The organism is Sporosarcina sp. P1 (assembly GCF_002743155.1).
Classification (GTDB): Bacteria; Bacillota; Bacilli; order Bacillales_A; family Planococcaceae; genus Sporosarcina; species Sporosarcina ureae_B.
Map to the genome: position 1 here is coordinate 36,650 of NZ_PDYS01000009.1, position 25,588 is coordinate 62,237.

At 37.5% G+C, this 25,588-nt stretch carries 24 protein-coding genes and 1 pseudogene; 7 read left to right on the forward strand and 18 right to left on the reverse strand.

Translation table 11 applies throughout. The features are described from left to right. Positions 1-2: 2 nt before the first annotated feature. The 7 genes from CSV73_RS10185 to CSV73_RS10215 all read right to left on the reverse strand — a co-directional run bounded on the left by CSV73_RS10185 (position 3) and on the right by CSV73_RS10215 (position 5,955). Positions 3-1,073, reverse strand: coding sequence for a pyridoxal-phosphate-dependent aminotransferase family protein (locus CSV73_RS10185; protein WP_099627467.1), 1,071 nt, complete (start codon positions 1,071-1,073; stop codon positions 3-5). A gap of 114 nt (positions 1,074-1,187) precedes the next feature. Beyond that, positions 1,188-1,793, reverse strand: coding sequence for a hypothetical protein (locus CSV73_RS10190; RefSeq protein WP_099627468.1), 606 nt, complete (start codon positions 1,791-1,793; stop codon positions 1,188-1,190). Between the two features lie 118 nt (positions 1,794-1,911). Beyond that, the gene (locus tag CSV73_RS10195) at positions 1,912-2,484 is read right to left on the reverse strand and encodes an S-layer homology domain-containing protein (protein ID WP_099627469.1); all 573 of its coding nucleotides are present in this window, start codon (positions 2,482-2,484) and stop codon (positions 1,912-1,914) included. Positions 2,485-2,630: 146 nt separating this feature from the next. Further along, complete coding sequence (locus CSV73_RS17015) at positions 2,631-2,888, reverse strand: double zinc ribbon domain-containing protein (RefSeq protein ID WP_099627470.1); 258 nt, start codon at positions 2,886-2,888, stop codon at positions 2,631-2,633. A gap of 686 nt (positions 2,889-3,574) precedes the next feature. Further along, entirely contained in the window at positions 3,575-3,835 is a 261-nt protein-coding gene (locus CSV73_RS10205; protein ID WP_143560953.1) for a hypothetical protein, read from the reverse strand. A gap of 121 nt (positions 3,836-3,956) precedes the next feature. After that, positions 3,957-4,250: a hypothetical protein gene (locus CSV73_RS10210; protein ID WP_099627472.1), complete on the reverse strand. Its 294-nt coding sequence runs from the start codon at positions 4,248-4,250 to the stop codon at positions 3,957-3,959. Between the two features lie 478 nt (positions 4,251-4,728). Next, a complete protein-coding gene (locus CSV73_RS10215) occupies positions 4,729-5,955 on the reverse strand; it encodes an S-layer homology domain-containing protein (RefSeq protein ID WP_099627473.1) in 1,227 nt (408 codons plus the stop codon). Positions 5,956-6,309: 354 nt separating this feature from the next. On the opposite strand from CSV73_RS10215, the gene CSV73_RS16975 reads away from it, so the two are divergent. Further along, positions 6,310-6,450, forward strand: coding sequence for a hypothetical protein (locus CSV73_RS16975; protein WP_158232337.1), 141 nt, complete (start codon positions 6,310-6,312; stop codon positions 6,448-6,450). 197 nt (positions 6,451-6,647) lie between these two features. On the opposite strand, the gene CSV73_RS10220 is transcribed toward CSV73_RS16975, so the two are convergent. Next, positions 6,648-7,418, reverse strand: coding sequence for an ABC transporter permease (locus tag CSV73_RS10220; RefSeq protein WP_085130906.1), 771 nt, complete (start codon positions 7,416-7,418; stop codon positions 6,648-6,650). 12 nt (positions 7,419-7,430) lie between these two features. Beyond that, positions 7,431-8,345 (reverse strand): ABC transporter ATP-binding protein, encoded by a 915-nt coding sequence (locus CSV73_RS10225; RefSeq protein WP_099627474.1) that lies wholly within the window; start codon positions 8,343-8,345, stop codon positions 7,431-7,433. A 580-nt stretch (positions 8,346-8,925) separates the two neighbouring features. Between CSV73_RS10225 and CSV73_RS10230 the strand changes: the two genes are divergently transcribed. Genes CSV73_RS10230 through CSV73_RS10245 form a run of 4 tightly spaced genes read left to right on the forward strand, consistent with a single transcriptional unit; the run spans position 8,926 to position 13,135 of the window. Beyond that, positions 8,926-10,530, forward strand: coding sequence for a spore germination protein (locus CSV73_RS10230; protein ID WP_099627475.1), 1,605 nt, complete (start codon positions 8,926-8,928; stop codon positions 10,528-10,530). A 23-nt stretch (positions 10,531-10,553) separates the two neighbouring features. Next, a complete protein-coding gene (locus CSV73_RS10235; RefSeq protein WP_085130909.1) occupies positions 10,554-11,741 on the forward strand; it encodes a Ger(x)C family spore germination protein in 1,188 nt (395 codons plus the stop codon). 6 nt (positions 11,742-11,747) lie between these two features. After that, positions 11,748-11,981 carry a hypothetical protein gene (locus tag CSV73_RS10240; RefSeq protein WP_099627476.1) on the forward strand — a complete coding sequence of 78 codons (234 nt, stop codon included), beginning with the start codon at positions 11,748-11,750 and terminating at the stop codon, positions 11,979-11,981. A gap of 32 nt (positions 11,982-12,013) precedes the next feature. Further along, the gene (locus tag CSV73_RS10245; protein WP_099627477.1) at positions 12,014-13,135 is read left to right on the forward strand and encodes a GerAB/ArcD/ProY family transporter; all 1,122 of its coding nucleotides are present in this window, start codon (positions 12,014-12,016) and stop codon (positions 13,133-13,135) included. A gap of 125 nt (positions 13,136-13,260) precedes the next feature. Here CSV73_RS10245 and CSV73_RS10250 read toward each other — a convergent pair whose 3' ends face one another. Genes CSV73_RS10250 through CSV73_RS10260 form a run of 3 tightly spaced genes read right to left on the reverse strand, consistent with a single transcriptional unit; the run spans position 13,261 to position 15,805 of the window. Then, positions 13,261-13,722: a hypothetical protein gene (locus CSV73_RS10250; RefSeq protein ID WP_099627478.1), complete on the reverse strand. Its 462-nt coding sequence runs from the start codon at positions 13,720-13,722 to the stop codon at positions 13,261-13,263. 41 nt (positions 13,723-13,763) lie between these two features. Beyond that, a complete protein-coding gene (locus CSV73_RS10255; RefSeq protein ID WP_099627479.1) occupies positions 13,764-15,014 on the reverse strand; it encodes a replicative DNA helicase in 1,251 nt (416 codons plus the stop codon). Continuing rightward, entirely contained in the window at positions 15,011-15,805 is a 795-nt protein-coding gene (locus CSV73_RS10260) for a conserved phage C-terminal domain-containing protein (RefSeq protein WP_158232338.1), read from the reverse strand. Before CSV73_RS10260 ends, CSV73_RS10255 begins: the two co-directional genes overlap by 4 nt. Positions 15,806-16,332: 527 nt before the next feature. On the opposite strand from CSV73_RS10260, the gene CSV73_RS10265 reads away from it, so the two are divergent. Continuing rightward, entirely contained in the window at positions 16,333-16,740 is a 408-nt protein-coding gene (locus CSV73_RS10265) for a DUF4181 domain-containing protein (RefSeq protein ID WP_085130915.1), read from the forward strand. Between the two features lie 412 nt (positions 16,741-17,152). Continuing rightward, positions 17,153-17,689: pseudogene (locus tag CSV73_RS10270) on the forward strand (DUF1572 family protein). 409 nt (positions 17,690-18,098) lie between these two features. Here the strand turns inward: CSV73_RS10270 and CSV73_RS10275 are convergent. From CSV73_RS10275 to pxpB, 6 genes are all read right to left on the reverse strand, one after another. Then, entirely contained in the window at positions 18,099-18,383 is a 285-nt protein-coding gene (locus CSV73_RS10275) for a helix-turn-helix domain-containing protein (RefSeq protein WP_158232339.1), read from the reverse strand. A gap of 226 nt (positions 18,384-18,609) precedes the next feature. Continuing rightward, on the reverse strand, positions 18,610-19,821 hold the full coding sequence (locus tag CSV73_RS10280) for a CaiB/BaiF CoA transferase family protein (RefSeq protein WP_099627482.1): 1,212 nt from the start codon (positions 19,819-19,821) through the stop codon (positions 18,610-18,612). 1,092 nt (positions 19,822-20,913) lie between these two features. After that, positions 20,914-22,242: a (Fe-S)-binding protein gene (locus CSV73_RS10285; RefSeq protein ID WP_099627483.1), complete on the reverse strand. Its 1,329-nt coding sequence runs from the start codon at positions 22,240-22,242 to the stop codon at positions 20,914-20,916. Between the two features lies 1 nt (position 22,243). Continuing rightward, positions 22,244-23,659, reverse strand: a complete 1,416-nt coding sequence (locus tag CSV73_RS10290; protein ID WP_099627484.1) for an FAD-binding oxidoreductase — start codon at positions 23,657-23,659, stop codon at positions 22,244-22,246. A gap of 108 nt (positions 23,660-23,767) precedes the next feature. Next, positions 23,768-24,745 carry a 5-oxoprolinase subunit C family protein gene (locus tag CSV73_RS10295; protein ID WP_233202880.1) on the reverse strand — a complete coding sequence of 326 codons (978 nt, stop codon included), beginning with the start codon at positions 24,743-24,745 and terminating at the stop codon, positions 23,768-23,770. Then, on the reverse strand, positions 24,721-25,452 hold the full coding sequence (gene pxpB, locus CSV73_RS10300) for a 5-oxoprolinase subunit PxpB (RefSeq protein ID WP_099627486.1): 732 nt from the start codon (positions 25,450-25,452) through the stop codon (positions 24,721-24,723). The genes CSV73_RS10295 and pxpB overlap by 25 nt, the downstream gene beginning before the upstream one ends. Positions 25,453-25,588: the final 136 nt, after the last annotated feature.

A 25,588-nucleotide genomic window follows, 5' to 3' on the forward strand; every position in this document is an offset into this window, starting at 1 on the left:
CTTTATGAAATAGTTTTTAAATTTTTCTTTATTTCATCTAGTAGATATTGGTTATTTTCGATAGTAATTGCACCGAGATGTCCGACTCTAAATATCTTACAACTTAATTCTCCTCCGTTAGGCATTACATATATATCACTATTCATCTTAAGAGATTGAACAACTGATTCAGGACTTATTGATCTAAGTGGACTTACAGCTGTTAATGCGTTTGAAGGACTTTTAGTTGGAATTTCAAAAGGCAGCTTGATAATTTCATTTCTAAAATGAATGGCAAGTTCTCTAGTTTCTTTAATTATTTTTGTCACACTCTGTTTATCAACATACTTCAATTTTTTATTCAATTGTAACAAATTACTTACGGCTGGAGTATAGGGAGTCTGCCCTCTTTCACCGTCAGACAAATATTTGTTGAAGTTAAAGTATACGCTTTTAAAGGAAATCTCTCTCACACGATCTTGTGATTTTTTGTCGAGAACAACATAGGACATACCCGGCGGGAGCCCTAATGCTTTCTGGGAGCTAATAATAACTGCATTAGCAGTACTTCCTTCCATGTCAAAAGGATCGGCTAAATATGAACTAATTGCGTCTATTACTAGGAGTAAATGATTTTTTTTACAAAACTCCTTAACCAAATTTATATCATAGAGTACACCTGTAGAGGTTTCATGTATATTAATGAGAAGGCCGGTAAAACCTTTTTTATCGTAAGGAATTAAATCACCAATAGTTAAATCTTCAAAGAAGTTTAATTTAATCTCTTTATAATGTAGACTATGGACTTGGCAAATCTCTGAGAACCTAGAACCAAAAACTCCTCCATTTACAACAAGCAACTTGTCTTCTTGATCAAACAAATTTAAAACGGTTGCTTCCATTGCAGCCGTACCAGTGGCAGTTAAAAAAACTACTCTAGAATCTGAAGGAGAGTTCATACTTTGTTTTAACAGCTCTTCACTTTCTAATGTCATGGCAGAGAATTCTCCATTCCTAAAGTAAGGAATTTGTTTGGACCCTATCTCCAGTATATCTTTATCCAATCTGACAGGACCGACTGTGAAATTTAACAATGTATCTCCTCCTTCTATACATGTTGAAGTATTAATAGTTTGATTTTTGTCTGAAAAATATCTATTTCAAATATTACAGAACTCCCCACAATCCGTTAGACTTTCTCGTCATCCTCAATATTCGTAATAGCCGCTGTCTGAATCCACCATGACCGTATCATATCCATCATTGGTTTGAATGGTAAACTGATACTTTTTATACGTATACAATTCCCCGTTCTCCCCATCTCTGGCAGTCGCCTCTGACTCGGAAACGAACTCAATATTAATATATGCTGGTTCGTGAAGAGGTTGGTTATAAAGCAAAAACAACCTCGCTTCTTCTGATGTCAGCTCAAAATTCCGTTTTCCAATTTTAGTGTACTTCACATCATGCATTTTCCATTTACCACTATCTTTTTTTAATATATAATCAACAAAGGCCCCGCCTGATACTTGTCCAGGTGAGTCCACCAAAATTGTGTTAATATACAGCGTGTCTTTGCTAGGTTGCGAATAATCTAAGCGTATCCACAACTCTGATACATAGTTAGGGAAGAATGATGAATCGCATTCGAAACAAACATATTGATAATCTGGCTTCATTTGCACGTCTGTGAATCTTGCAGTTGCATAAACTTGCAGCTGTGAACGAATTTCACCAAACTTTTTGTTCGCTAGGAATCCTTTGATCATGACACCTTCTACTTCAGCTGGTGTGCGGAACAGAAGATCTAGCACTTGCTCCTAGCTTACTATTCTTGTTTCCGTAGGTGTGACACCAACTTCCAGCGCACGGCTTAAAAATTCCGCATAATGCGCACGCGTCACCGGCCGGTTCGGATGGAAATTACCTCGATCACCCATTGCTACGCCCATTGGCCAACAGGACATGCGCGTGTACAAAGCCCCAATGATCCATATATAAATCATGGAAACCGCCTGGCCGTTCTTCCAAACGAAAACGGAAAGCTAAATCCAGAATTTTTGCCATCTGAATTCGAGTTACTGGTGCATTCGGATTGAATTTCTGATTCAATCCGCCGCTCACGATTCCAGCTTGTGTTAGATTCATGATTGGCTGATAGTATGGGTGGTTCAGTGGTACATCTTTATAGATCAGCTTCTTACTTGCTTTTGGCAGCTTCAGTGCCTTGTCGAGCAGTGACGCGACATGTTTACGGCTGATCGGCTCATTCGGTCGGAATTTGCCGTCGGGATAGCCGCTGATAAATCCTTTCTTCTCCATTTCTTGAATCGCTGCATAGTTGGGATGCTTCTTCGGTACATCTTTGAACTCTTTTGCGGATGCCTGTCCTATGTTTATGAAAGTAATGGATAAGATGAATAGCATTGTAGTACAAAGAATATTTTGCAGTAGTTTTTTTAAGACCTCACTCCTTGTAAAATTTTGTTTAATTATTAAACTCATATGAAAAACACTGGCACATTAAACCTTAATTTGTATCAGAACTTTGTTCCTGAAATTTGCACTCACCTTAAATGCTAAAAATGATTTCTTTGTGTATAAGTAGATCTCTTCAATGTAATTAATATATTAATGCTATTTTTAACCTTCTATTGTAGATATACATAGGTCAGTATTATGAAGAGCACGGTAATAAGAAGTATAATATTGAACCTTCTCTTGTTCATAGGTTCTTTAACTTTCAAAAAATCATATCCACAGTACCTACATGATTTGGCAAATGTTCCTGCTTCTTTATGACATCGTGGACAATTATCACCTACATTTACAGGAAGTACAGCACCACACTTCTTGCAATCTCTTATACCTACTAGATTGTAAGTATTGCACCTATTGCAATTTGGCATATCCTATCCTCCTTCTACAAATAGTAATTCAAGATTTCTTATGCTTATTCACCAATACACTTAAATATAATAAACAAATTAAAAATAGGATTCTAAGGATGAAACATACTTAAAAATACTATTTGTGTTCATCTCTTCTCTCAAGAACTATGTTTTACAAGAAGAATTTGCAAAATCCCGCAATTGTAATTATATAATATTCCAACTAAACATAGAGCCTCCGCGAGGATGAGTAACAAGCCATAAATCCAGAGATACTAAGGTCTGGATCTGCCTGCGAAAGCTATTATCCACACCACTTCAAGTAAAGTTGCAACGCCGAGTTGGCTTGCAAAACTATGTACTTTCATTTTGCACTATACAAAACATATTCAACACATATCAAACATGCTTTTTTCATTATATATTTTGTTACTCTGCATCCTCAGACTTACCCTAATCCTCAATGTCCTTCGGGTAGTTAACTGTACCAATTCTTTCACTAGAAGCCGCATTCACTGAATGTATTGTCACGTCCAACTTGTCAGAAGTTACTCTATCAAACAGTTGGTAAAACATACCCGTCATACCTAAACCTAGTATAGCGAATCCGTCGAAACTGTTCTCGAGTCGTTCTCTTGATCAACAACTATTGAAAATTCTCGTCTTAGGTAATATCTTTGATAGAAGAAAACTCTTTATGCTGCCTAAATCATCCGTATATTCAATGATGTTTTTTTCATCTCCGTCATTAATTCTTTATTCTTTGCTTTAGACATTTTATACGTGATCGTATCATCTGAATTTACAGTCGCACTCTTCATTTCACTTCCTTCTGCGTTTACTGCTACTTCGTTTAGCTCTTCATCTGGGAAGAAAGATTTCGGTACGGTTATTTCAACCTCTAGCAAACCTTTATCTACCGCCACTATTCTACTCGTATCTCCTGAGTTTTTTACTTCATACACTTTTTTACTTTGCTCTTTATTGCCATTCTTCTCTTTATCTTACAAACAGCAAACTATGAAAATCAGCAAAAATAATACTAGAATAATTAGGCCCTTCTCATTTTCACAACCCGTTTTAAAATCACCAGTGCCAGTTATATGACTTAACCTCCATTTCAGTGACCTTGCCTTTAATATCCTTAGGGAAGTTAGGATAGAAAATCTCAAAATCTGCTGTATTGTTCGGATTCAGACTTACTTGTAAGCTCCCTTTTAAGACAGCTACTAATTTCCCTTCACTATCATAAAGACCGGCAGCCAACCGAATATCGTCTACCAATTCTTTATTCGTATTATCTACCGCATTCCACATAGCGCTTTCACCGAGAAATGCTTTTTCACTAGGTGAAAGTACATTAGGAACAGGTGCGCTCATATCTGAAGTGCCCACTACTCAATTCGTTGACGTTGTTTCTTTGGCTTCTCCACAACCCAATAACAATGAGATAGACTTGCAGTTACAATTAGAGTTTTTCTCATTACCTTTTCCTCACCCTCTTTTTTTCATTTTACATGAATTTATTTAACGTAACAGGATTTTTGTACTAGTTAATAGATTTATGTTAATTATCTCATTAAAAAACCATTTTATGATAAAAAAGCATGTTAAAATTTAGATACTAGTGTAAATAGATTCATTCTTTTTAATGCGTACAAAGTCCATATCATGATTATCTCTTAAACAAAAGTACCTGACCCTTAAAATCTATTAAATTAATCACAATCTGGTACATTTATAATTTTTATTTTTTCTAAAACATAACTGTCCTTCACTTAAAGCTTTTATACTCATAAAAAAAGAGCACCAGGCCCCAACACTTTACTGAATTGTGTCGGGATCTGGCACCCTTAACTCACTTACTATCTTTCACTTTTGTTATCTTGATTTCATAATAAAGCTTATGCTTAGTCGGCGCTTTCACATCCACCGTATAACGCACTTCTTTTCCGTCAGTTAAGCGGACTGTCGCGATATAGTTGCCGTGTCTATTGACGCGAATGAACACATCCGGTGAATCGTTATATCCTTCAAAAGCCATATTGTCGGATATCACCACTCCATCGGTTTGCGCGAAATGAACACTTTCGACCTTTTCACCCGCTGCCATTTTCAGCCGTACACGAGTCTTTAAGATTTCGCTCGGATGTTGAAGTTGGATCTTCAATCGACCGTTTACCTTTTTCACATCGACATAATATTTATTGTAATACCGTTTAATGTTTTGCGCTTCCATGCCATAATTACCACCGACTTGAAGTGTTCCTCTGCCCTCTTTAAGCGGAGTTAACTGCAAGCGGTCGCCTGTATAGCCAGCAGGTGTTTGTCTGCCCTTAATGATCGCTGCATGATAAATCTCAGAGTTCGGAATGAATTCATCTGTATCCTCATCCGCCATGATTTCCGAAAATCGCATCATCATCCCCGACTTGTCCCCATCCGTTTCTATTGAATACGTATCAGGATACACGCGCTCCGTTGTCAGCATCAGTTTAGAAGCTTGCCCTCTTGTCACGAATTCATTGATGCCGAACCTCTCCGGCGTCACGCCTGAAGTGATGCCGAGTTTATACAGAATCAACACATTGGCACCGTGTGAATTAGTCGATTTCACATCACGGAAAGGATTTTCCTTAGAAATGAATTCAAAACGCGGCAAGTCATATGCTTTGACAAGAATAGAAGCCATTTGCCCTCGTGTGACGGGATCATTCGGACCGAAACTGCCGTCCGCATAGCCACTCATTATTTCAAGTTCTGCAAGCTTTGCGATGGAATTATAATACCCATTCGCTTTCGATACGTCTTTAAACCCTGGATCCTTTACAAAATAATCAGGATTTTCTTTTAGCAACTTTACTATAATCGCCGCAACTTGTCCGCGAGTGATGGGATTACCCGGTTTGAACATGCCGTCCGCATACCCCGTAATAATATGACGTTCTGCCAATTCATTAACCGCCTCCGCAAAGTGCTTTGTTTCAGGCACATCTGTGAACTTCTGGTTACTAGCGGCCATACTTGTTAATGGCAAGCTCAGAGCGAGAGCTACCGTGCCAAATGCCATCCAGATCTTTTTCATTGTGTTCCTTCCTTTCTGTTCTGTAATTGTAGGTTGACGTACAGACGCTAAATTTTCAATATAGTTTCAAAGATTATTATTATTTTATTCTTTGTATAATAGCGTCGGTATATATAGGTAAATAGAATCTTTTGAGTAGTGTAATTTACAAGTTATATAAAATCTAAATACTCACTATTTCTAATTTATTAGTATTTCACAAAAACGTGTTGTTAACTTTCTGTTTATATATAGTATATTGGAAAAATGGATTTTAAATAATCAGAATAATTTTACGTTTTTTATGGAATTGTGCTTACTAGTTACTAGATGTAATTAAATATAGAAGGCGAATCAGGTTGCGGTAAAAGTGTAATGTCTTTATCGATCATGCAACTACTGACGATTGGTATCGGAGAAATCCGAGGTGATTCTGTACTATTTGAAGGACTTATTGCACTTGATGCAGCTACTCATGGAGACGACAATCAGAAAATGTTGCGTGACGACGTTTAATATGAAGGACTCTGAAGATATGACAGCAATGCCTATTGATTTGTTAGGCTCCACTGCTGCTCAAGAAGCTATGCAAGGTTAAATTAAAACAGACTCCTGTTTGGCTCACATGACGAAGTGGGCTGATCAGGAGTCTATTGTATGGTTTAGGCATTCAAGTTTATTTCTCAAGTAACTGATACAGTACGTCCAAGATGTTAACTTCTCAGTCCACGGCCTTTTTCAATCAAATACCAATTGATTACGTAAAGCACTACGATAAACGTAATCGAAATGACAATGGAAAATATAATGGGTACATCGATCACACCGAGAATCCCGAACCGGAATCCGGAAATCATGTAAACGATCGGGTTGAACTGTGAAATTACTTGCCAAAATGGAGGCAACATCGAGATGGCAAAAAATACGCCACCTAAATAAGTCAACGGCTGAAGAATAAACGTAGGCACAATAGACACATCGTCAAATGACTTGGCAAAAATACCGTTCAACAGGCCCGCCAACGAGAACAAAATAGCCGTCATCAAAAACGTCAAGATGACAATGCTCCACGAGTGCACTTGCAACGGCACGAAAAACAGAGAGATTATCGTGACCAGTATCCCTACGAGAACACTTCTTCCTATTCCTCCAATGACAAAGCCCCAAATAATAATATGAGTCGGTACAGGGGCAACTAATAGTTCTTCAATGTTCTTTTGAAATTTTTGCGAGAAAAATGATGACGAAACATTTGAGTAGGAACTAGTGATGACTGACATCATGATCAATCCTGGGACAATAAATTCCATGTAAGAGAATCCGTCCATTTCGCCAATCCGTTTACCAATCAAATTCCCAAAAATGATAAAGTACAAAGAAGTTGTGATGACTGGCGGGACCAATGTTTGGACCCAGATTCTTAAATAGCGGTTCGTTTCTTTGACCGATAAACCTTTTAATGCTGTTAAATATAATTTAAACATGTATATCCTCCACTATGCAGTTTCTTCCGTAAGCTTTAAAAATAACTCTTCTAATCGATTGGACTTGTTGCGCATAGATAACACTTTAATCCCTTGTTCTGTCAATTGGTTAAACACTTCATTGATCCCTTGATCACGTGCTACTTCTACAGAAAGAGATCCATCGTCCATGAGTTCACTAGTATAACCTTTAATCATTGGCGTCCGTCCTGAAGGTTCGATATCTAAAATAACGGTTTCATACTGAAGCTTAGCGAGCAATGATTTCATACTAGTATCTTCAATTAGCTGCCCTTTTTGAATGATCCCGATATTACGACACAACATTTCCGCTTCTTCCAAGTAATGTGTTGTCAGAATAATCGTCGTGCCATTTTCATTCAATTCTTTAAGAAACGTCCACATCTCTCGTCTTAATTCAATATCTACACCAGCTGTAGGCTCATCAAGAATAAGTAAGCGCGGTTCATGCATCAAAGCACGTGAGATCATCAGTCGACGTTTCATCCCTCCAGAAAGCATCTGGGCCTGAACATTTCGTTTCTCCCACAAATCAGACTGCTTCAAGTATTTTTCGCTACGCTTTAGCGCCTCTTTCCTAGACACACCGTAATAGCCCGCCTGGTTCACTACAATCTGCTGAACCGTTTCAAACGGACTGAAGTTGAATTCTTGAGGAACCAGACCGATCTGCAGCTTGGCTTGCATTAACTGCGTATCCATATCATAGCCAAAGACATTCACTTTTCCTGATGTCTTATTGACGAGAGACGTCACAATGCCGATAGTTGTAGATTTGCCGGCACCGTTAGGACCTAAAAGAGCATAAAAATCTCCTTCTTCCACTTTCAAATTGATGCCACGCAAAGCTTCAACACCACCAGCATAGACTTTTTTTAGATCTTTAATTTCTAATGCGTATGTCATTCTATTTAACTCCTCACCATCTTTGTGATCGGGTTTATATAAATATCCATCTGCCAGTATACCATTCCTATAGTAGAGGTACCAGGTTCTAGCACCAGTATGCATCGTATTAGATCCTAGTATTTCCCGATTCAACTCAATAAAAAAAGAGTACCAGCCATCGATATGATGATCGATAGCTGGCACTTTAAGGTGCCTTGTCCCAATACTATTTTGGATTATAAAAACTAATCTTTTCACTAGATGTATTAATAATTCTGAAAAACACTCGTGTTTGTTTCTCTTATAGTTCTAGCATGATAGCTCCGTTCAGACAGTAAAATGCAAGAAAATTTTCAAAATTTTTATGCGCTCGTATTATATTAAATAATTTTAGTTATCTTCTAGACTTCCAATTAGTGCTACCAATAACTCTAATCTTTTACTTTATTCTACATCCATCCCAATCAATTACTCCTTTCATTTCCCCGCCCAACCCGCATAAAATAACAATAATAAGGACATGATGAATAAAACAGTAATGAAAAATCAATATATATGCGTACCTACGCAAAACACCAAACAGTAAATGAGGTAGTGTATGGGCTTTTTCAAAAAGAAAGGTAACTCTAAAGTACAATCCACTCCCCCTAGCCAAACGAAAGAAACCAGTTCAACAAACTCAACAAACGATTTAAAGACAAGTCTTCAAGACAATATACAATTCGTAAAGGATAGCCTGGGCGAGAGCACCGATATTGTCATTCGGGAAATTCGAATTGGTAGAGGAGGATCGGTTAAAGCGGGTATTTTTTATACCGACGGGTTGTCTGATACGCCTTCATTACAAAATTTCATAATGGAAACCTTGATGTTAGATATAAAAAGTACCGGATTAGAGAAGAAGTTAACGCCTGAGCATAATCTTTTAACTGCATTAAAAGATTTTGCCATGACAGTAGGAGAGATTAAAGATCTAACTAATTTTGATGATCTTTTCACTTCTCTTTTATCAGGGGATGCGATTCTTTTGATCGATGGCTATGCCGAAGGTCTGGTCATTGGTAATAAGCATTGGGTTGAGCGTGGAATAACAGAACCTGCGTCTCAGACAGTAGTTAGAGGACCGCGCGAAGGTTTTTCTGAAAATCTGCGTGTCAATACAGCTTTGGTTCGACGGAAACTGAAAGATCCGAGTCTTTGGATGGAGTCAAAAGTGATTGGGACACGGACGAAAACGAATGTTGCCATTATGTATATTCACGGGGTTGCTAATGACAAAATCGTCGATGAAGTCCGTTTGCGTTTGGATCGAATAGATATTGACGGGATTTTGGAAAGTGGTAATATCGAGGGGCTTATTGAAGATTCAACATACTCTCCTTTCCCTACCGTTTTTAATACCGAACGTCCGGACACAGTAGCTGCAGCACTTCTTGAAGGACGCATAGCCATTTTAGTAGATGGAACCCCTTTTGTACTAATTGTTCCCGCACTATTCGTCCAATTTTTCCAATCTCCTGAAGACTACTATGTGCATACCGGTATTGGAAGTCTAATTCGACTGTTACGCTTCTTTGCATACCTAATTGCTTTGCTTGCACCGGCGTTATTTATTGCGATTACCACTTTTCATCAAACGATGCTACCACCTGCACTCCTTATTAGCCTGACAGCCCAACGAGAAGGTGTGCCATTTCCGGCATTTATTGAAGCCCTCATAATGGAAGTCACTTTTGAACTATTAAGGGAAGCAGGCGTTAGGATGCCCCGCTCCATCGGTTCAGCCATGTCCATTGTAGGTGCGTTTGTGATTGGTACCGCAGCGGTCGAAGCCGGTATTATTTCAGCTGCAATGGTCATCGTCGTTTCCATAACCGCCATATCAAGTTTTGTTTCGCCTACTTACAACTTTGCCATATCTGCTAGGATACTACGCTTTGGATTTATGGTGCTAGCTGCTTCGTTTGGTTTATTCGGCATCGCCATTGGTTTCGTGGCTCTTATTCTCCACTTATGCAGCTTACGTTCATTTGGTATGCCTTATATGTCACCTTTAGCTCCATTTAATGTTTCCGATCAAAAAGATACGTTAATTGTGGTGCCAATATGGAAAATGTTTACTCGCCCTCGCCTAACCAATCAAACAAATAAGGTGAGACAACAAGATCCAGCCTCTGCAAAACCACAGCCGCCCAAAAAATGAGGAATAGGAAAGGGAGTTCATTGATGAAAAAGTGCATAGTTACACTCTTGATTCTCCCCCTCTTCTTGTCGGGGTGCTGGGACAAGAGGGAATTAAATGAGCTGAGTATTACAATGGCAATAGGAATAGATAAAATTGAAAATGAATACGTAGTAAGTGCACAAGTCGTCGTGCCTTCGGAAGTATCCATGAAGGCAAGTACAGGACGTTCAGCGGTCACTCTCTATAAAGCAACCGGGGACACTGTATATGAAGCCTTTCGAAAAATGACAAAGAACACCCCACGAAAAATTTATCCCGGACATCTACAAATACTAGTTCTCAGTGAAGACTTAGCCAAAGAAGGGATCGCCGAATCATTAGATTTACTATCAAGAGATTGGGAGCTTCGATCAGACTTCTATGTAGTCATTGCGAAACATTTGACTGCATCTGAAGTATTGAATGTGACTACACCTATAGAAAGCATTCCAGCCAATAAAATGTTTAATGCGCTTAAAATATCAGAAAAAAACTGGGCCGGAACAGAAGGCATTATATTAGATGAGCTAGTAACCAATCTCATAAGTGACGGAAAGGAAGCTGTGTTAACAGGGATTCAAGTAATAGGAGACGAAGAAATAGGAAAAAGCAAACAGAATGTTGAATCGATTACTCCTGCCGCACGAATTCAATATGATGATTTAGCTGTGTTTAAAGCAGATAAGCTGGTCGGCTGGTTAACCGAAGAAGAAAGCAGGGGCTACTCAGATATTACCAACTCAGTAAAAAACACCGTCACCTCTATTCCTTGTCCTAAAGAAGGAAAAATCACTATAGATATTCTTAAATATCATTCTAAAATTAAAGGCGCTATCAACAAAGGAGAGCCTGAAGTGAATATTCAAATTGAGGCAGAAGGCAATATAGGAGAAGTACTATGTTCAATTGATCTTTTGAAACCAGAAACCATTCACGAGCTAGAGAAAATTTATAAAAAAGAGGTGAAAGAAATTATTCTACGAACAATAGAAACGGTACAAAATGAATATAAATCAGACATCTTCGGATTTGGTGAAGCCATTCATCGATCCAATCCTAAAGAGTGGAACAAAATGAAAGAACAGTGGGATGAAAAATTTACCGACTTGCCGGTAAATGTACAAATTGATATGAACATTCGCCGAACGGGTACAATAAATAATTCCTTCCTAGATAAGATCAAGGACTAACGGATTATGCTAAAAAGTATAAGCATACTTTTGATAGTTGCTGCGATTGTGTGGTTTGAAGTTCCTTCTCTCTTGGATAAAAAACAAAAAAAAGAATTGCTCGCGTTTTCCATTCTTCTTGCGATTGGTGTCGTGCTTGGCATTATACTTGGATTCGGAAAAACTATTCCCACTCCAATGGACTTGCTCACTTTTTTATTTACACTGTTCACTAACCTTATTGCTCCTTTGCTGAAGTAAAGACTCATGTGAAGGGAAAGGTAGGATATGAAATGATGCAAAATGTTAAAATTAATCCATACCAATTCCTAGTTTTGGTTATTTTCTTTACGATTGGTACAGGCATCTTAATTGTTCCGTCAGTATTAGCTACCGAAGCGAAACAAGACGCGTGGATTGCCGCTATAATTGGTATGGGAATCGGCTTATTGGTCATTTGGCTATTCACGACTATAGCTCTTTGGTTCCCTCATCTCACTTATATCCAAATCAATGAAAAGATATTTGGTAAGTGGATAGGGAAAGCTGTTTCCGTATTATTTGTATCCATGGCAGCACTTTACACGGCTAGTCTTTTGTATTATTCCTCGACATTTATCACGACCAATATGATGCCTAACACTCCTCCAATAGCCCTTAATATTCTGATGATGGGAATTGTCGTGATGGGCGTCCGGCTTGGATTGGAAACGATCGCTCGGTCTGCAGAAATTTTTATTGTCGTATTCTTTATACTTTTTCTCATTTTAGTGGTGTTTATTTCACCTGAAATAAAATTTGAAAATTTACAGCCCATTTTTGAGACAGGAACAAAAACGCTTGTTCAATCCAGTATCTATTTTGTTACCTCTTCTTCTCTCAACGCAATTGTGTTATTAATGATCTTCCCGTCCTTGATCAATAAAATGAAACAGGCTAAAAAATCCTTTTTAATTGGAAACTTAATAGGCGGAATCTTCATCTTCATTTTTACATTCTTAAGCATTTCGGTAGTAGGTGCCGATGATACAGCAAGACAGATTTATCCAGGCTATGAATTGGCTAAACGAATAAATGTTGGTGATTTTTTACAGCGCATTGAAGAATTAATGGGTTTCCTTTGGTTTATCGCGCTCTATTTTAAGACGATTCTTTATTTTTATGCTTCCGTTTTGGGGATCGCCCAAATTTTAAACTTACAAGACTACCGCCCTTTAACGCTACCGTTAGGCATGATTGCCGTGATACTTTCTCTCGTGATCTATCCGAACGTCGTCTACCAAAAAGAAATTGAACAATCGACTGAAATATTCATTTCCATATCAATTGGACTTTTCTTGCCTCTTTTACTAGTTATCGTATATGCCTTTCGAAGAAATAAGTTAAAAAAGAATCCTGATCCTGAAAGCCCTTAAAATGAATTCACTTTGTACTAGAGATCCAGCTCATCTTCTCCAATGAAGATAGCTGGATTTAAACATGGCTTGTGAAATACAGAACGTGTAGTACGTGCTATGTTCACACCCATCTCTCCTCTCGCTTATACACGATGCACCAAACGCTTCCCTGCCTCCACATGCCCCACATACACCGGAAACTGCACCATACGCTTTCGATACTCGTACAAACTTTCTTCTTTTCCCGATTCAGCAAATGTTAATAAATTCGGCATCAATCGATCAGCGTGCGTGACCTTCACACCGGTCTCACGAAACGTTTCGCTATGTAATCGATACGCGTCTGCCTCTTTCTTGCCGAGATAAAATGCATACCAATTCGGTTGTGTACTTTCCACGACAAAGAGCTTGATCTCCCCAATACGCAATGTGTTCTCTTTCATCGATTGCTGGATTGCTTCCTCGTCGAACTTAATTTTTTTTAGTTTTTTGCTATCTTCATCCATGCAAATCTTTTGATTCGTAATCGCCCAGAAGATACTGTGAGCAGTTAAGGACATATCGGTATCAACTGCGTAATCAAATAATTCTTCAACTGTGATCATAGGTACACTCTCCTTTAGTGGGGCAAAATATTTAGAACGGTTCAGGACATTGAAGCGAGTCGGCCATTGTCTTTGTTGTAGTAGACAGTGCAGCCACCGACTGGACCGTTACGGTGCTTGGCAACCGTGATTTCGAGATGGTTCATGAGTTCCGATTCTTGATTGTAGTAATCGTCTCTGTAGAGGAAGCACACGTCATCGGCGTCTTGTTCGATGTTGCCAGAGTCACGTAGGTCGCTCATCATCGGTTGTTTGTCCTGGCGTTGTTCAACTGCTCTGGAAAGCTGAGACAGGACGACAACAGGGCAGTTAAATTCTTTTGCCATCGCTTTTAAATCTGCGCTAATTTGGCCGATTGCTTGGTTTTGGTTATTCGTTGTTTCTTCCGGTCGGATGATCTGCAAGTAATCAACGAAAATAATCGGTCGCTTGTCCGGTTGTGCTTTAATGACTCTGCGGGCAGTGGCTTTTATTTGACTGACTTTTATTCCACTTCTGTCGTCGATACGGATTTTAGCGCTTTGCAGATGCTCGAGTGCTGTCATCCATGTATTCTTCTGTGTGTTATCAAAATGTTTATATGGATCGCGCATCTTTAATCGACTGTATCCACCCGCTGTCGATATCAGACGGTCGGTCATCGTTTTACGGCTCATTTCGAGTGAAAAGACGATCGGTAAATGATCGTTTAATCCGGCAGTCAGCGCGAGATGATTGAGTGTATCCGTCTTCCCCATAGAAGGTCTTGCAGCGATGACAATGAATTCACTGTCTTGGAATCCGTTCAGCAGATAATCCATCGGCTGTAAGCCTGTGCTAATTCCTGTCATCTCCGGTCCTTCGATGAATGGGCGTTCGTACTGTGCCACTAGGATCTCGTCGAGTAACAGCGAATCATCTGACGTGTAATCGGTATCCAGTTTTTCTAACTCTTTAAAAACATCATTAAGTTCCCACTGTTCGACCTGTGCTTGCTGTAAGATTCTCTCCATCTCGCGTTTTTTCCACTTTGTAATAACCATTTCCAAATACTCGTCAAAGCGCGCGGGGTTGGCAAAGCGACGTAGTTCCGATACGTAATTGGCCCCACCAAGTTCTGCAGGTTCCCGTGTCGTCAGCAAGGTGATGAAGTCGATTGGGCGTCCGTTGTTAGCTAATTCTTTCATGGTAAGATAAATATTTTTGTGCAGTTGTGTCTCAAAGAATGCTGTCTGAATCCCACTGTCCAAAACCAAATAATTTTCCTCCATCATCGTACCGAGAAGACTTTTTTCCATTAGTTCACTATTCATACGTGTTCATCTCCTTTATTGAAATCCAGCACTGGTAGAGCGAGCAAACGCTTTTTCGGCTTCTGCACTACAGCTAGTTCATTGATATAGTTTTCAAAATTCGTTGCGCTAAATAACGTCGATGGCCGCAGGAAGCGGTTGAATTCAGCATGGTTCATCCACTGTGACACTTTGAGATCGATGACTTTCATGAAATCTTCTTGCGTATAGCCCTCTTTCACTCTGCCAGCGATGAACTTCTTAGTAGTTGTTGAAGTGATTTTGAATTGCTTTCCGGTTTGATCATTCAAATACTGAATCACACTATGTGCGACGTCGAGATTCATCTCGACTTGGTCTTTATTCTTTATTTTTAAAGATTCTTTAAGTTCTTTGGTTATTGGCTTGCCCAAATCTGCCACGTGGACTTGCTTAACTTCACCAGGCGCACTTGGCGCTTCTGAGCAAGTGACTTGCCCATGTTCGAATGTACTTTCAGGCAATCTAGTATAGTCGATTCGGTACCATTTCGTGTTGTCGATCTTCATCCGGTTGTGATGATGTGCTGAAATGAGATAACCCTTTTTTTCAAGATCATAAATAATACGTCTAATCGTGTTCGACGACCAGAACGTAAATTCTTTAGTCCAGTCATCATACGTTTTATAGATCCACCTATGACCGTCCCGAACGTTCTTGGATATAAGCGAGCGGAAATGTACTTGTTGCATAAATAGTGCTCCATTGATTCCTACTAAGTGTACGAGCGACGGTAGTAGCGGTATTGACTCTTCTTCAATTAATAATTTCATTTGGCTTCTCCCCTTGTAGATAGGTAGTAGATGAGTGCTCACTTTGCACTTCTCATACTCCATATAGAGAGTTTTTAAGAAAAGGATACTGATTTTAAAAATAAATTTTACATACGCTAAAAAAGAGTGGAAGTACAGCTCTCCACCCCTTGCAAATTATGTATTTTTACACATACATCGCGTAATTGATTTGATGGCATTTCGAAGTAGAATCAGGTATGCCAAGCGTTCTTTTCCATCCATAATGCAGTCGTTTTCATGTATGGTTTCGTAGCCGTTTGATGCATATCCACTTCCCCCTCGATTTATATTGCTTGCTTCATAGGGTATATAGAGTGATTTCCGTTTATGGATACACCACAATCGAAACTTACTAGTATACGGTTGAGCTAGAGGCTATATTTCGTGATGATTCTTAATTTTTTAGTAGACTCTGGATATCTTTGGTATAATTATGAAAAGAAAGGATACTGATGAGTAGAATGAAGGGAAGAATAAAAAGTGGTTAATAGAAGAGGAGGAGTTGTGTGTTCTGGTTAAAACTGGGGTTGATTCTGGTATTTGTTTTTGCTCTTATTTCACTAGTTAAGTTTCTTCTAAGGAGGCTACTTAAAATTGAAAAAGTAAAGAAAAAGTTTTTTTCGTATAATCATATAAATGAATCGCATCGAAAAATCGATAAATTTTTGCGGATTTTTTCTACGATTAGCCTAATCACTTTATATTCTATGCTGTTGTTTTATAGGGAGGAGTTACTTTACTTGTTTTTCTTCGCAATGGTGGGTTTTGCGATCCTGGATTATTTGATAAGAGCCTTTTTCGAGTGGAAGTACACACACGATCCAAAACAATCTATTTTGACTGTAACGGAAATGCTTATAATAGTAGCGACCATTATCATCGTGGTTCAATTTAACTTACTTGGTCCCTATTGAACGAAGCACTTCATAAATGAATAAGAATCCTATTTATGGTAAATGCACAATGAAACAAAGTCTTGTTGAAAAAATCATTCCATTTAGCACATAGAAATTGCATGTATTAGAATGAGGAAAAGTGAGGTTTTACATATGAATGACAAGTGGTACGGGCTATATGCCTTGATATTGGGAATTGTATCATTTTTCACAGGAGAAATTGTCACTTTCATAATGCTCGGGTTTATATTAATAGCATTAATGAACATCAACACAACCTTGAAAATGAATGTCAAAAAAGACCAAGATCAGAGTGACAAAGGCGAATGAATTATCTTTTAAATTGCTTCCAAGGCGTTTCATTAACGGAAGTGACTGTACTTATTAAATAAAAAGACCATATTGTTGTACAAAACGAGGGGATATATTTATGAATCTCGACAATGAATATTTGATGATTATACAAGAATGATTTCAAAGCGTTAAACATCTTGGAGATCAAACAATAAGCCTATTATTAGAGATAGATATACACTGGAAATTAAATGATGCATCAAATAGTATCGCTATTATTGTAAAGCATTTAAGTGGCAATATGGTATCTAGATGGTTTGATTTTTTGACAACAGATGGGGAGAAACCTTCTAGACATCGTGATCAGGAATTTGAGGATGACATTGCTTCAAAGTGGGAAATGATAACTATAAGGAATAACGGTTGGAATACTTTTTTTGGTACATTGAATGGATTAGAATGCCAATATTTATTAAAAAATGTAACCATTCGGGGTGAGAAACACACTGTACTAGAAGCAATCGAAAGACAAATGGCACATTATGCTTATCATGTTGGTCAAATTGTTTATATTGGAAAAGAGATAAAAGATGGGGACTGGGAAACTCTTAGCATCCCAAAAGGAAAGTCAGAGGAGTATTTACATCGAAAATTTAAAAAACATCAATCTTAAAACTTAAGCGGTTTGTTCTGATAATGATTCACACTAAGGAAAACCATCTATAGCTTTCGGGCTATCCCCATTCTGCACTAGATGATTTTTTGTAGGAACTATTATTTTTTGTTCTCTGAATCAATTTCACTAAAAACGAATACAGAATTAGGATAAGAATGAATAAAATGATCGGTGTTAACATATCCACTTTCCCTTTGGATTCTTGCGTTTGATACTGTTTTTCTTCGCAGTATGGGCAAGTCTATGTTTCGAACGTGCTATAAGTTTAAATCTATATAGTTGAAAAGGGTTTTAGTGGACACTGTAGGTCGGTTCTTACAATTGTATTGCAGGCTGAAAAACCGACGACTGCATCTGGTGACCAGTCCTGATCTATGATTTTTCCACACGCGAAATCAAAAAACACTCACGACAAGCAACTAACTTTTCGCGCGCATTGGAGTCGATTACGTTCATATATAGCCTGTCCCGTTTCAGCGAAATAGGCTGTATAGGGTGTGCGTCCAGTTTGAAGTTGGGTCGTGGTTACACGCTCTAATTCATTAGCAATGGTTTGATGAACGCGTCCTATGCGTCTATCGATCTCTCGGTTGGAATGTCTTTCCTTGTGAAGCGCCTCGATTTGACCGCGTTCAAAAGGTGACAAGTGTTTATCTTTACGGTCTTGTATAGTATTCTCAAGTTGTGCCACTATAACACTCCCTCTCATTGTTTGTTTCGCAATTTCAATGATACACGAAATTTTATAGTGGCATTATTTTATTTGAACTTAGGGGGCTAACTTGGTTGTAGAATTGGCCAATTATTAAAAAGCAGTAAACTTAACCAAGCCACTACAAAATAAAATAAGTTCTTTTTCAAGATTCCTAATAATTGTAGAAAACAGAAGTGAGCGGCTTGAAATGGGAGTAGATATTTTAAATATTTGGTTTAGAAAAACCACCTATTACTAGGCGTTCTTTTAATCCTTTAATCTCATCAGAAGTATACCCCAATTCCGCCATTACTTCTTCTGTATGCTCACCTAACAACGGGGGATACCTTGTTAAAGTTGCAGGAGTGTCTGAAAGCTTAACAGGAAATCCTGGTATTTTTAAATTATTTACTATAGGATGCTCAACATCCAATACCATTTCTCTTGCTTTAACCTGGGGATGTTCAAGGACTTGATCTAAAGTATGGATTGGTCCACATGGAACTCCCACTGCTTCTAGTTTCTTAATTATCTCCTCGTTCGTTAATTTTGATAACCTTTCACTGATAATTGGAATCAAATCGTTTCTATTATCTACTCTATCGCTATTTTTTTTATATTTGTGATTATTATATAGATCTGTCCACCCCAAAGAATCACAACATTTCGCCCATTGACCATCATTCCCAACAGCTAAAATAATATCTTGATCCTTGGTTTTAAAAGATTGATAGGGAACAATAGATGGATGACTAGATCCCATACGTCCTGCTGGTTTTCCTGTGGCGAAAAAGCCAGTTGCCATATGATTTAAAAGTGAGATTTGACCATCTAACAAACTTACATCAATAAACTGGCCTTTATCTGTCTGGCCCCGAGCCAAAAGAGCAGTCAAAATACCATAAGCCGCGAACATTCCTGTCGTCAAGTCCACAATCGCCATTCCAGCTTTAGCGGGTGGCCGATCAGCATCTCCAGTAATACTCATTAAACCACCGAAACCTTGCAGAAGTAAATCATACCCCGCTTTACTTTTTTCTGGACCCGTACGACCAAAACCTGATATTGAGCAGTATACTAGACGGGGGTTAATTCTTTTAATCTCTTCATAGCCAAATCCTAACTGATCCAGGGCACCCGTACGGAAATTCTCAAGTAGAACATCAGCTTCTTCTAAAAGTTTATAAATAATCTCTTTGCCTTCGGGCGATTTCAAATCAATTGTAATACTTCTTTTGTTACGATTTGTAGATAGAAAGTAACAACTTTCCCCATTCCATGTTGGGGGCGTAAAATATCTTGATTCATCTCCCTTTCCTGGTTGTTCCACTTTTATGATATCTGCACCCATGTCTCCAAGCAACATACTACAATATGGCCCCGCCAAAGTTCTGGATAAATCAAGAACTTTAATTCCATTCAATGCTTGTTTCATCAAAATCCAACTCCTTTAATTGCTATTTTGATATTATATCGCTTGAAATATTGTTTGTATTACTTTACTTTTTTATGAAAATTAAGCATTAATATCTACATAAAATAAAAAACAATAGGGTAAAAGATCAGATTCATCTCGCGTTAATCATTAACTGTCTAACTTTATGCAACACTAATGGCTTCTTATGTCCTTATGAGATTTCTTCCTCGAACTAAGCATCTAACAACACTATCTCCAGTTCCAATAAGATCTTTTATAATAAAGACTGCAATCAATACGATTTCCTTTTATATAGCGTTGCAACCAAGATAAAAGCACACCAAACACTCAGTTTCAGCCAAAACCCCTTATGAAAAATTTTGAAAGTGCACATAATAAGACCTTTTTGTAAATAAAGATCTACCTATCAGGGATAAAATGATTATTGCCACTGGATTTCACCACCCATATCATTCCTTTCCTACCGAACACCCAAGAACTTACTACGCTTTAGTATTGTATGGAAACAAACTGTCGGAACGCTTGTCAGTTTGGGAATAAAACAGTTTTTAAAAGTAAAGATTGCAAAACATTATGCGTTGATAACCACTTGACACGGAGCCTCTAAGGGATTAAGTTCCAAGCCGGGTAACCAAGCAATACGTGACCGGTTTGCCCGGCAAAAATTAACACACTCGCCTCCCCTTGTAAAGTGGAAAAATAATATTCTTTCATTTTGCACTATACATCGCCAATAAAAAAGTTCTTCACTCATTCGTGCTTTTTGAATTTTAACTATGGTCAAATCATGTTCGCTTCTATATAAAACACAATAGAGTCGGTTTTCCTCAAATAAGCGTAAAATCCATGGAATAGATCAATCTCCGGTGATGGAGGCTTCAAAGTAGAATAAAGGAATGCCCCTTACTAATAAAGGAAGAATGTGATGGGAACGATTGTTAACTTTTCTTCAGAAATGAAAACAGCAACCCTTGATACGTTAATCGTACGAAGGAGATGCTGTATTTTGAAATGTATTGTTTGGATAGGCCCTATAGTTGATAACTAATATACCTTGCTATAATATTACTTAAACGATTTCCTACTTTATTAATTTATTCCACATGCTTCTGCTATTACTTCCATTAAATGAAGTCCTTGCATTTTATTCTTACTGCCACTACGTTCAATTCCTAAACGCATTTGTAATAAACACCCCGGGTTTGTGGTAACAATTGTACTTGCTTCAGTTTTTATTACGTGTAACATTTTCTCATCTAGTATTTCCATCGATTCTTCAAAGTGCAGTAAATTATATATTCCACCGGATGCACAACATAAATGACTGTTTTTTAGTTCTACAAATGTGGCTCCTGGAATTGACTTTAATAATTTTCTAGGTGAATCAATGACTCCTTGAACATTTCGTAAATGGCAAGAATCTTGATAGGTGATAACACCTCTCCATTCTTTTTCATATGGAATTTCGTCAATTTCAGCCAATACTTCAGTAATATCTCTCGATCTAGCAACGAATTTGTTTGCACGATTCTTCCATTCAGGTTCATCAGCAAGTAATTTATCGTATTCATATAACATCGCACCACAACCACCAGCATTGTTAATCAAATAAGTGACACCTAGTTCTTCAAATGCTTCGATATTCTGTTTTGCCAATTTCTTTGTTGCATCTACTTCACCTTGATGACTATGTAGTGCACCGCAACAAGTTATATTTTGAGGTATTACAACTTCAATTCCACATTTTTGTAGTAATTCAATAGATTGACGATTAATTTTTGACATAACTGCATCCATTATACAACCTGGAAAAAAAGCGACAATCATTTTCCTTTCTCCAACAGCTTTGTAATGCTCACCAAATTTATAACGTTTATTTGGCGATTCTACTTTTGGTAAAGCCCGTTCAAATTGCCCCATTGGTTTAGAAACCATTTCCATAATCTTAGTCTTTTGTGTTAATTTACTTAAACCTGATGATTGATAAAACCATAAAAAGCTTCCTGCTGTACGTAGATGTTTCTTTTTAGGGAATAAATTTTTCAGCATAGTTTGTAACAATTTATCTGGCATAGTATGCGATGATTTTGAAGCCTTTTTATTTTCAGCAATCACATTCAATGCCGATTCATAAATTTCACTATATGGAACGTTAACAGGACAAGCAACCTCGCACGCTCGACACCCTAAACATAATTCCATCGGTTCTTTTAAGTCATTTAAAATATCAATCTTACCTTCAGCTGCCATCTTCACTAAATTGATTCGTCCCCTTGGAGATTGTGCTTCATTACCCATCGTTAAATAAGTAGGACATACTGGTAAACAATAACCACATTGAACGCACATATTTGCAGCATCATAAGCTGATTCATACAATTTATTACTGTACTTTTTATCAATTTCATCTGTTTTCATGTTAAATTAACACCACCTTTTTTTGTCCTTCCTCCGGAAATATTTTTCCTGGGTTCAAAATGTTTTTCGGATCCCAAGCTTCTTTAATTTTTTCCATCATCAATAATCCATTTTCCCCCAGCTCTAAGGACATATAAGGAGCCTTTAATAAACCAATGCCATGTTCACCTGACAATGTTCCACCTAATTCTATTGCCGCTTCAAAAATTTCACTAACCGCATCTTCTACACGCTTCATTTCTTCTACATTGCGTATATCGGTTAAAATATTCGGGTGTAGATTTCCATCACCTGCATGTCCAAAAACAACTAAGTTTAATTTATACTTTTCCCTAATTTCACCGAGTCTTTCCATCATTTCAGGAATTTTACTTCTTGGCACTGTTGCATCTTCAGATATTTTTGTAGGGCCTAATTGTGTTATTGCTGGAGAAACCATTCGTCTACTTTTCCAAATCCGCTCTCGTTCTTGTTCATTTTTGGCTACTTTTACACTTGTTGCATTAAATCGTTCACATACCTCTGCACATTTATCAATTTCTTCCTGTATTGCAACTTTATGTCCATCTACTTCAATAATTATGATTGCCGCTGCTTCAGTTGGTAAACCACTTGGCATATAATTTTCTACTGCAACTATACATGCATTATCCATTAGCTCCATGGCACTCGGTAATATTCCCGATGCCAATATATTCGTAATTGCTTTCCCAGAGTTAATCACTGAATCGAAAGATGCCAAAAGTGTTTTTCGATCAGCAGGCTTAGGTATAAGTCTAATTATCGCTTCTGTAATAACACCTAAGGTTCCTTCAGAACCAACAATAAGTCGCGTCAAATCATACCCTGTTACATTTTTTACTGTTTTTCCTCCAGTGCGAATAATTTCTCCTGTAGGTGTAACAACTTCCAAACCAATTACATATTCTTTAGTTGTTCCATATTTCAAACCTTTGGGACCACTCGAATTTTCTGATATATTACCACCAATTGTTGATACATGTGAACTACTTGGATCTGGCGGGTAGAAAAGACCAACACTTTCAGCTGCTTCATGAATTTCACTTGTAATAACACTTGGTGATACAATAGCTAATAAATTTTCTTGGTCTACAATAAGTTTTTTTTCGAATTGCGATATATCTAACATTACGCCGCCGTGTACCGCCAAAGAACCTCCGCTTAATGATGTAGCGGTTCCACGAGGATAGACTGGAAATTGATGTTCATTTGCTAACTTTAATAAAAATGAAACCTCTTCCTTGGTAGTGGCTTGTACGATAATGTCAGGTAAATATTCACCAAATGATGCATCAAAACTGTATGAGTAACGATTAGCTAAGCTATCCAGTATTCTTTCCCTTGGTATTTCTTGTTCTATAAGATTCAATAGCTCACTTGTAGATAGTCGATTCATCATACCACTCCTTGGAAATTGAATATTCGCTTTCTAATAAAATAAGTCTTATTTTCTTTTATTAAACAATAAACGATTGAAATAAAACTTAATTCCAACCGTTATACACTAATTTCTGGACAATAGTTTATTATTTAATTCAATATCGTATAACATTTTTTCAATCTTTCGATATTCATTTTGTGCCTCGTTAATATCACATACTTGAAATTTAATTTTATCGCCAGGTTTTTTCTGAGCAACATAGGGTATATCACTAGTTATGACAACACCAATTTTTGTATAACCACCGGATGTTCCGCAATCTGCCATGTGGATTATTGGATAACCATTACCTGGCACTTGAATTGTTCCCGGTGTTATAAAGTCAGATATTATATCAGCACCATCTTTATGGATTAATTGTTCACCCTCTAAACGATAACCCATTCGATCTGATGAATTTGATAAACTATATGTAGCATTTGAAAAAGTTTCAATGGACTTATTTACAAAACGTTCTATATGTGGACCTAATATAAATCTAATTGGACGCTCTTCACCAAAATCTGGGATGTCATTCGTTCGTAATCTTCTACCTTGTAATTGTTTTATATTAAAATCAGGTTTATTAAAATATAATTTGTCTCCTCTTTTTAAGGCTCTTCCCATATATCCACCGTAATGACCACGAGTAAACGTCGCACGACTTCCCATAACTACTGGAACGTTCACTCCACCAGCCAACGCGATATATGATCTACAACCTGAAATGTATTTACCGAAACTTAGTTCATCTCCTGCCTTCGCAAAAATAACTTTCCACATATCAATGCTCTTTCCATTCAATTTCGGGGATAAATTTCCGCCTGTAATAGAGAATGCAGTCTTCGTCTCGAATTTAATAGTAGGTCCCATCATCGTTATTTCAATTGCTGCATCATTTTCATGATTCCCTACTAAAGTATTAGCCAATCTAAATGAAAGCGGATCCATTACACCTGATACTGAAACACCATAAATTCGATAATCTCGTCTTCCAAGATCTTGAACTGTCGTTAATAATCCGGGTTTCAAGATATTTACATATTCCAATTGCGATTCCACTCCTTCTCCTTCTCTTTATCCCAGGTTTTAACAAAATCTGAACTAACAGGTTCTAACTTTACATAATCCCCTGCACTTAATAACCCAGGAGGTAAATGATGTGGATTAAAAACTTCCATAGGAGTCCAACCAACTATATGCCATCCAGATGGTGCATCCATAGTGAATATTCCTACCTGTTTATCAGCAATTTGAACTGTACCTTTTTTTACACTCATACGAGGATTGGAACGCCGTTTAAAACGCAATTTTTCATCGATATTACCACAATAAGGATATCCAGCTATGAATCCAATCATATATACATAATAGCTTTTACTCTGTAACTTTTTAATTACTTCGGACGATGTCAGATCTGCTCTTTCAGCAATTTCATCTATATCTAATCCATATTCACCGCCGAAGGCTACTGGAATATGAACTGTTTTACTTTCTATTTTTACATCATCGGATATGTCTTTCTCGATTTTTTTAAATTCCATAACCAGTTCATCGTATTTGATGATTACCGGATTATATACGATTGTTAAATTGTTATATGCCGGTAATAGTTCTATAACTCCTTTAATGTCCTGTTTTTTAATCATATATAAAAATGATTGTATTTTTCTACTTACATCTATACTTATAATGTTTTCAAATTGTGCCACAATCGCACGGTCACCCATGGGATAATAAGAAGGATATTGGTTATTTTCAATACTCATATTTTCACCTCTAAAATTCAGTCTTTAGTAGAATGTTGATTGATTTTTAACTTCATTTTCTAAAATCACATTATGTTTACAAGCATTTGATTTCGATTTAATGTAATGAAAAAATGTAGTTGTTTCTATTTTCAGA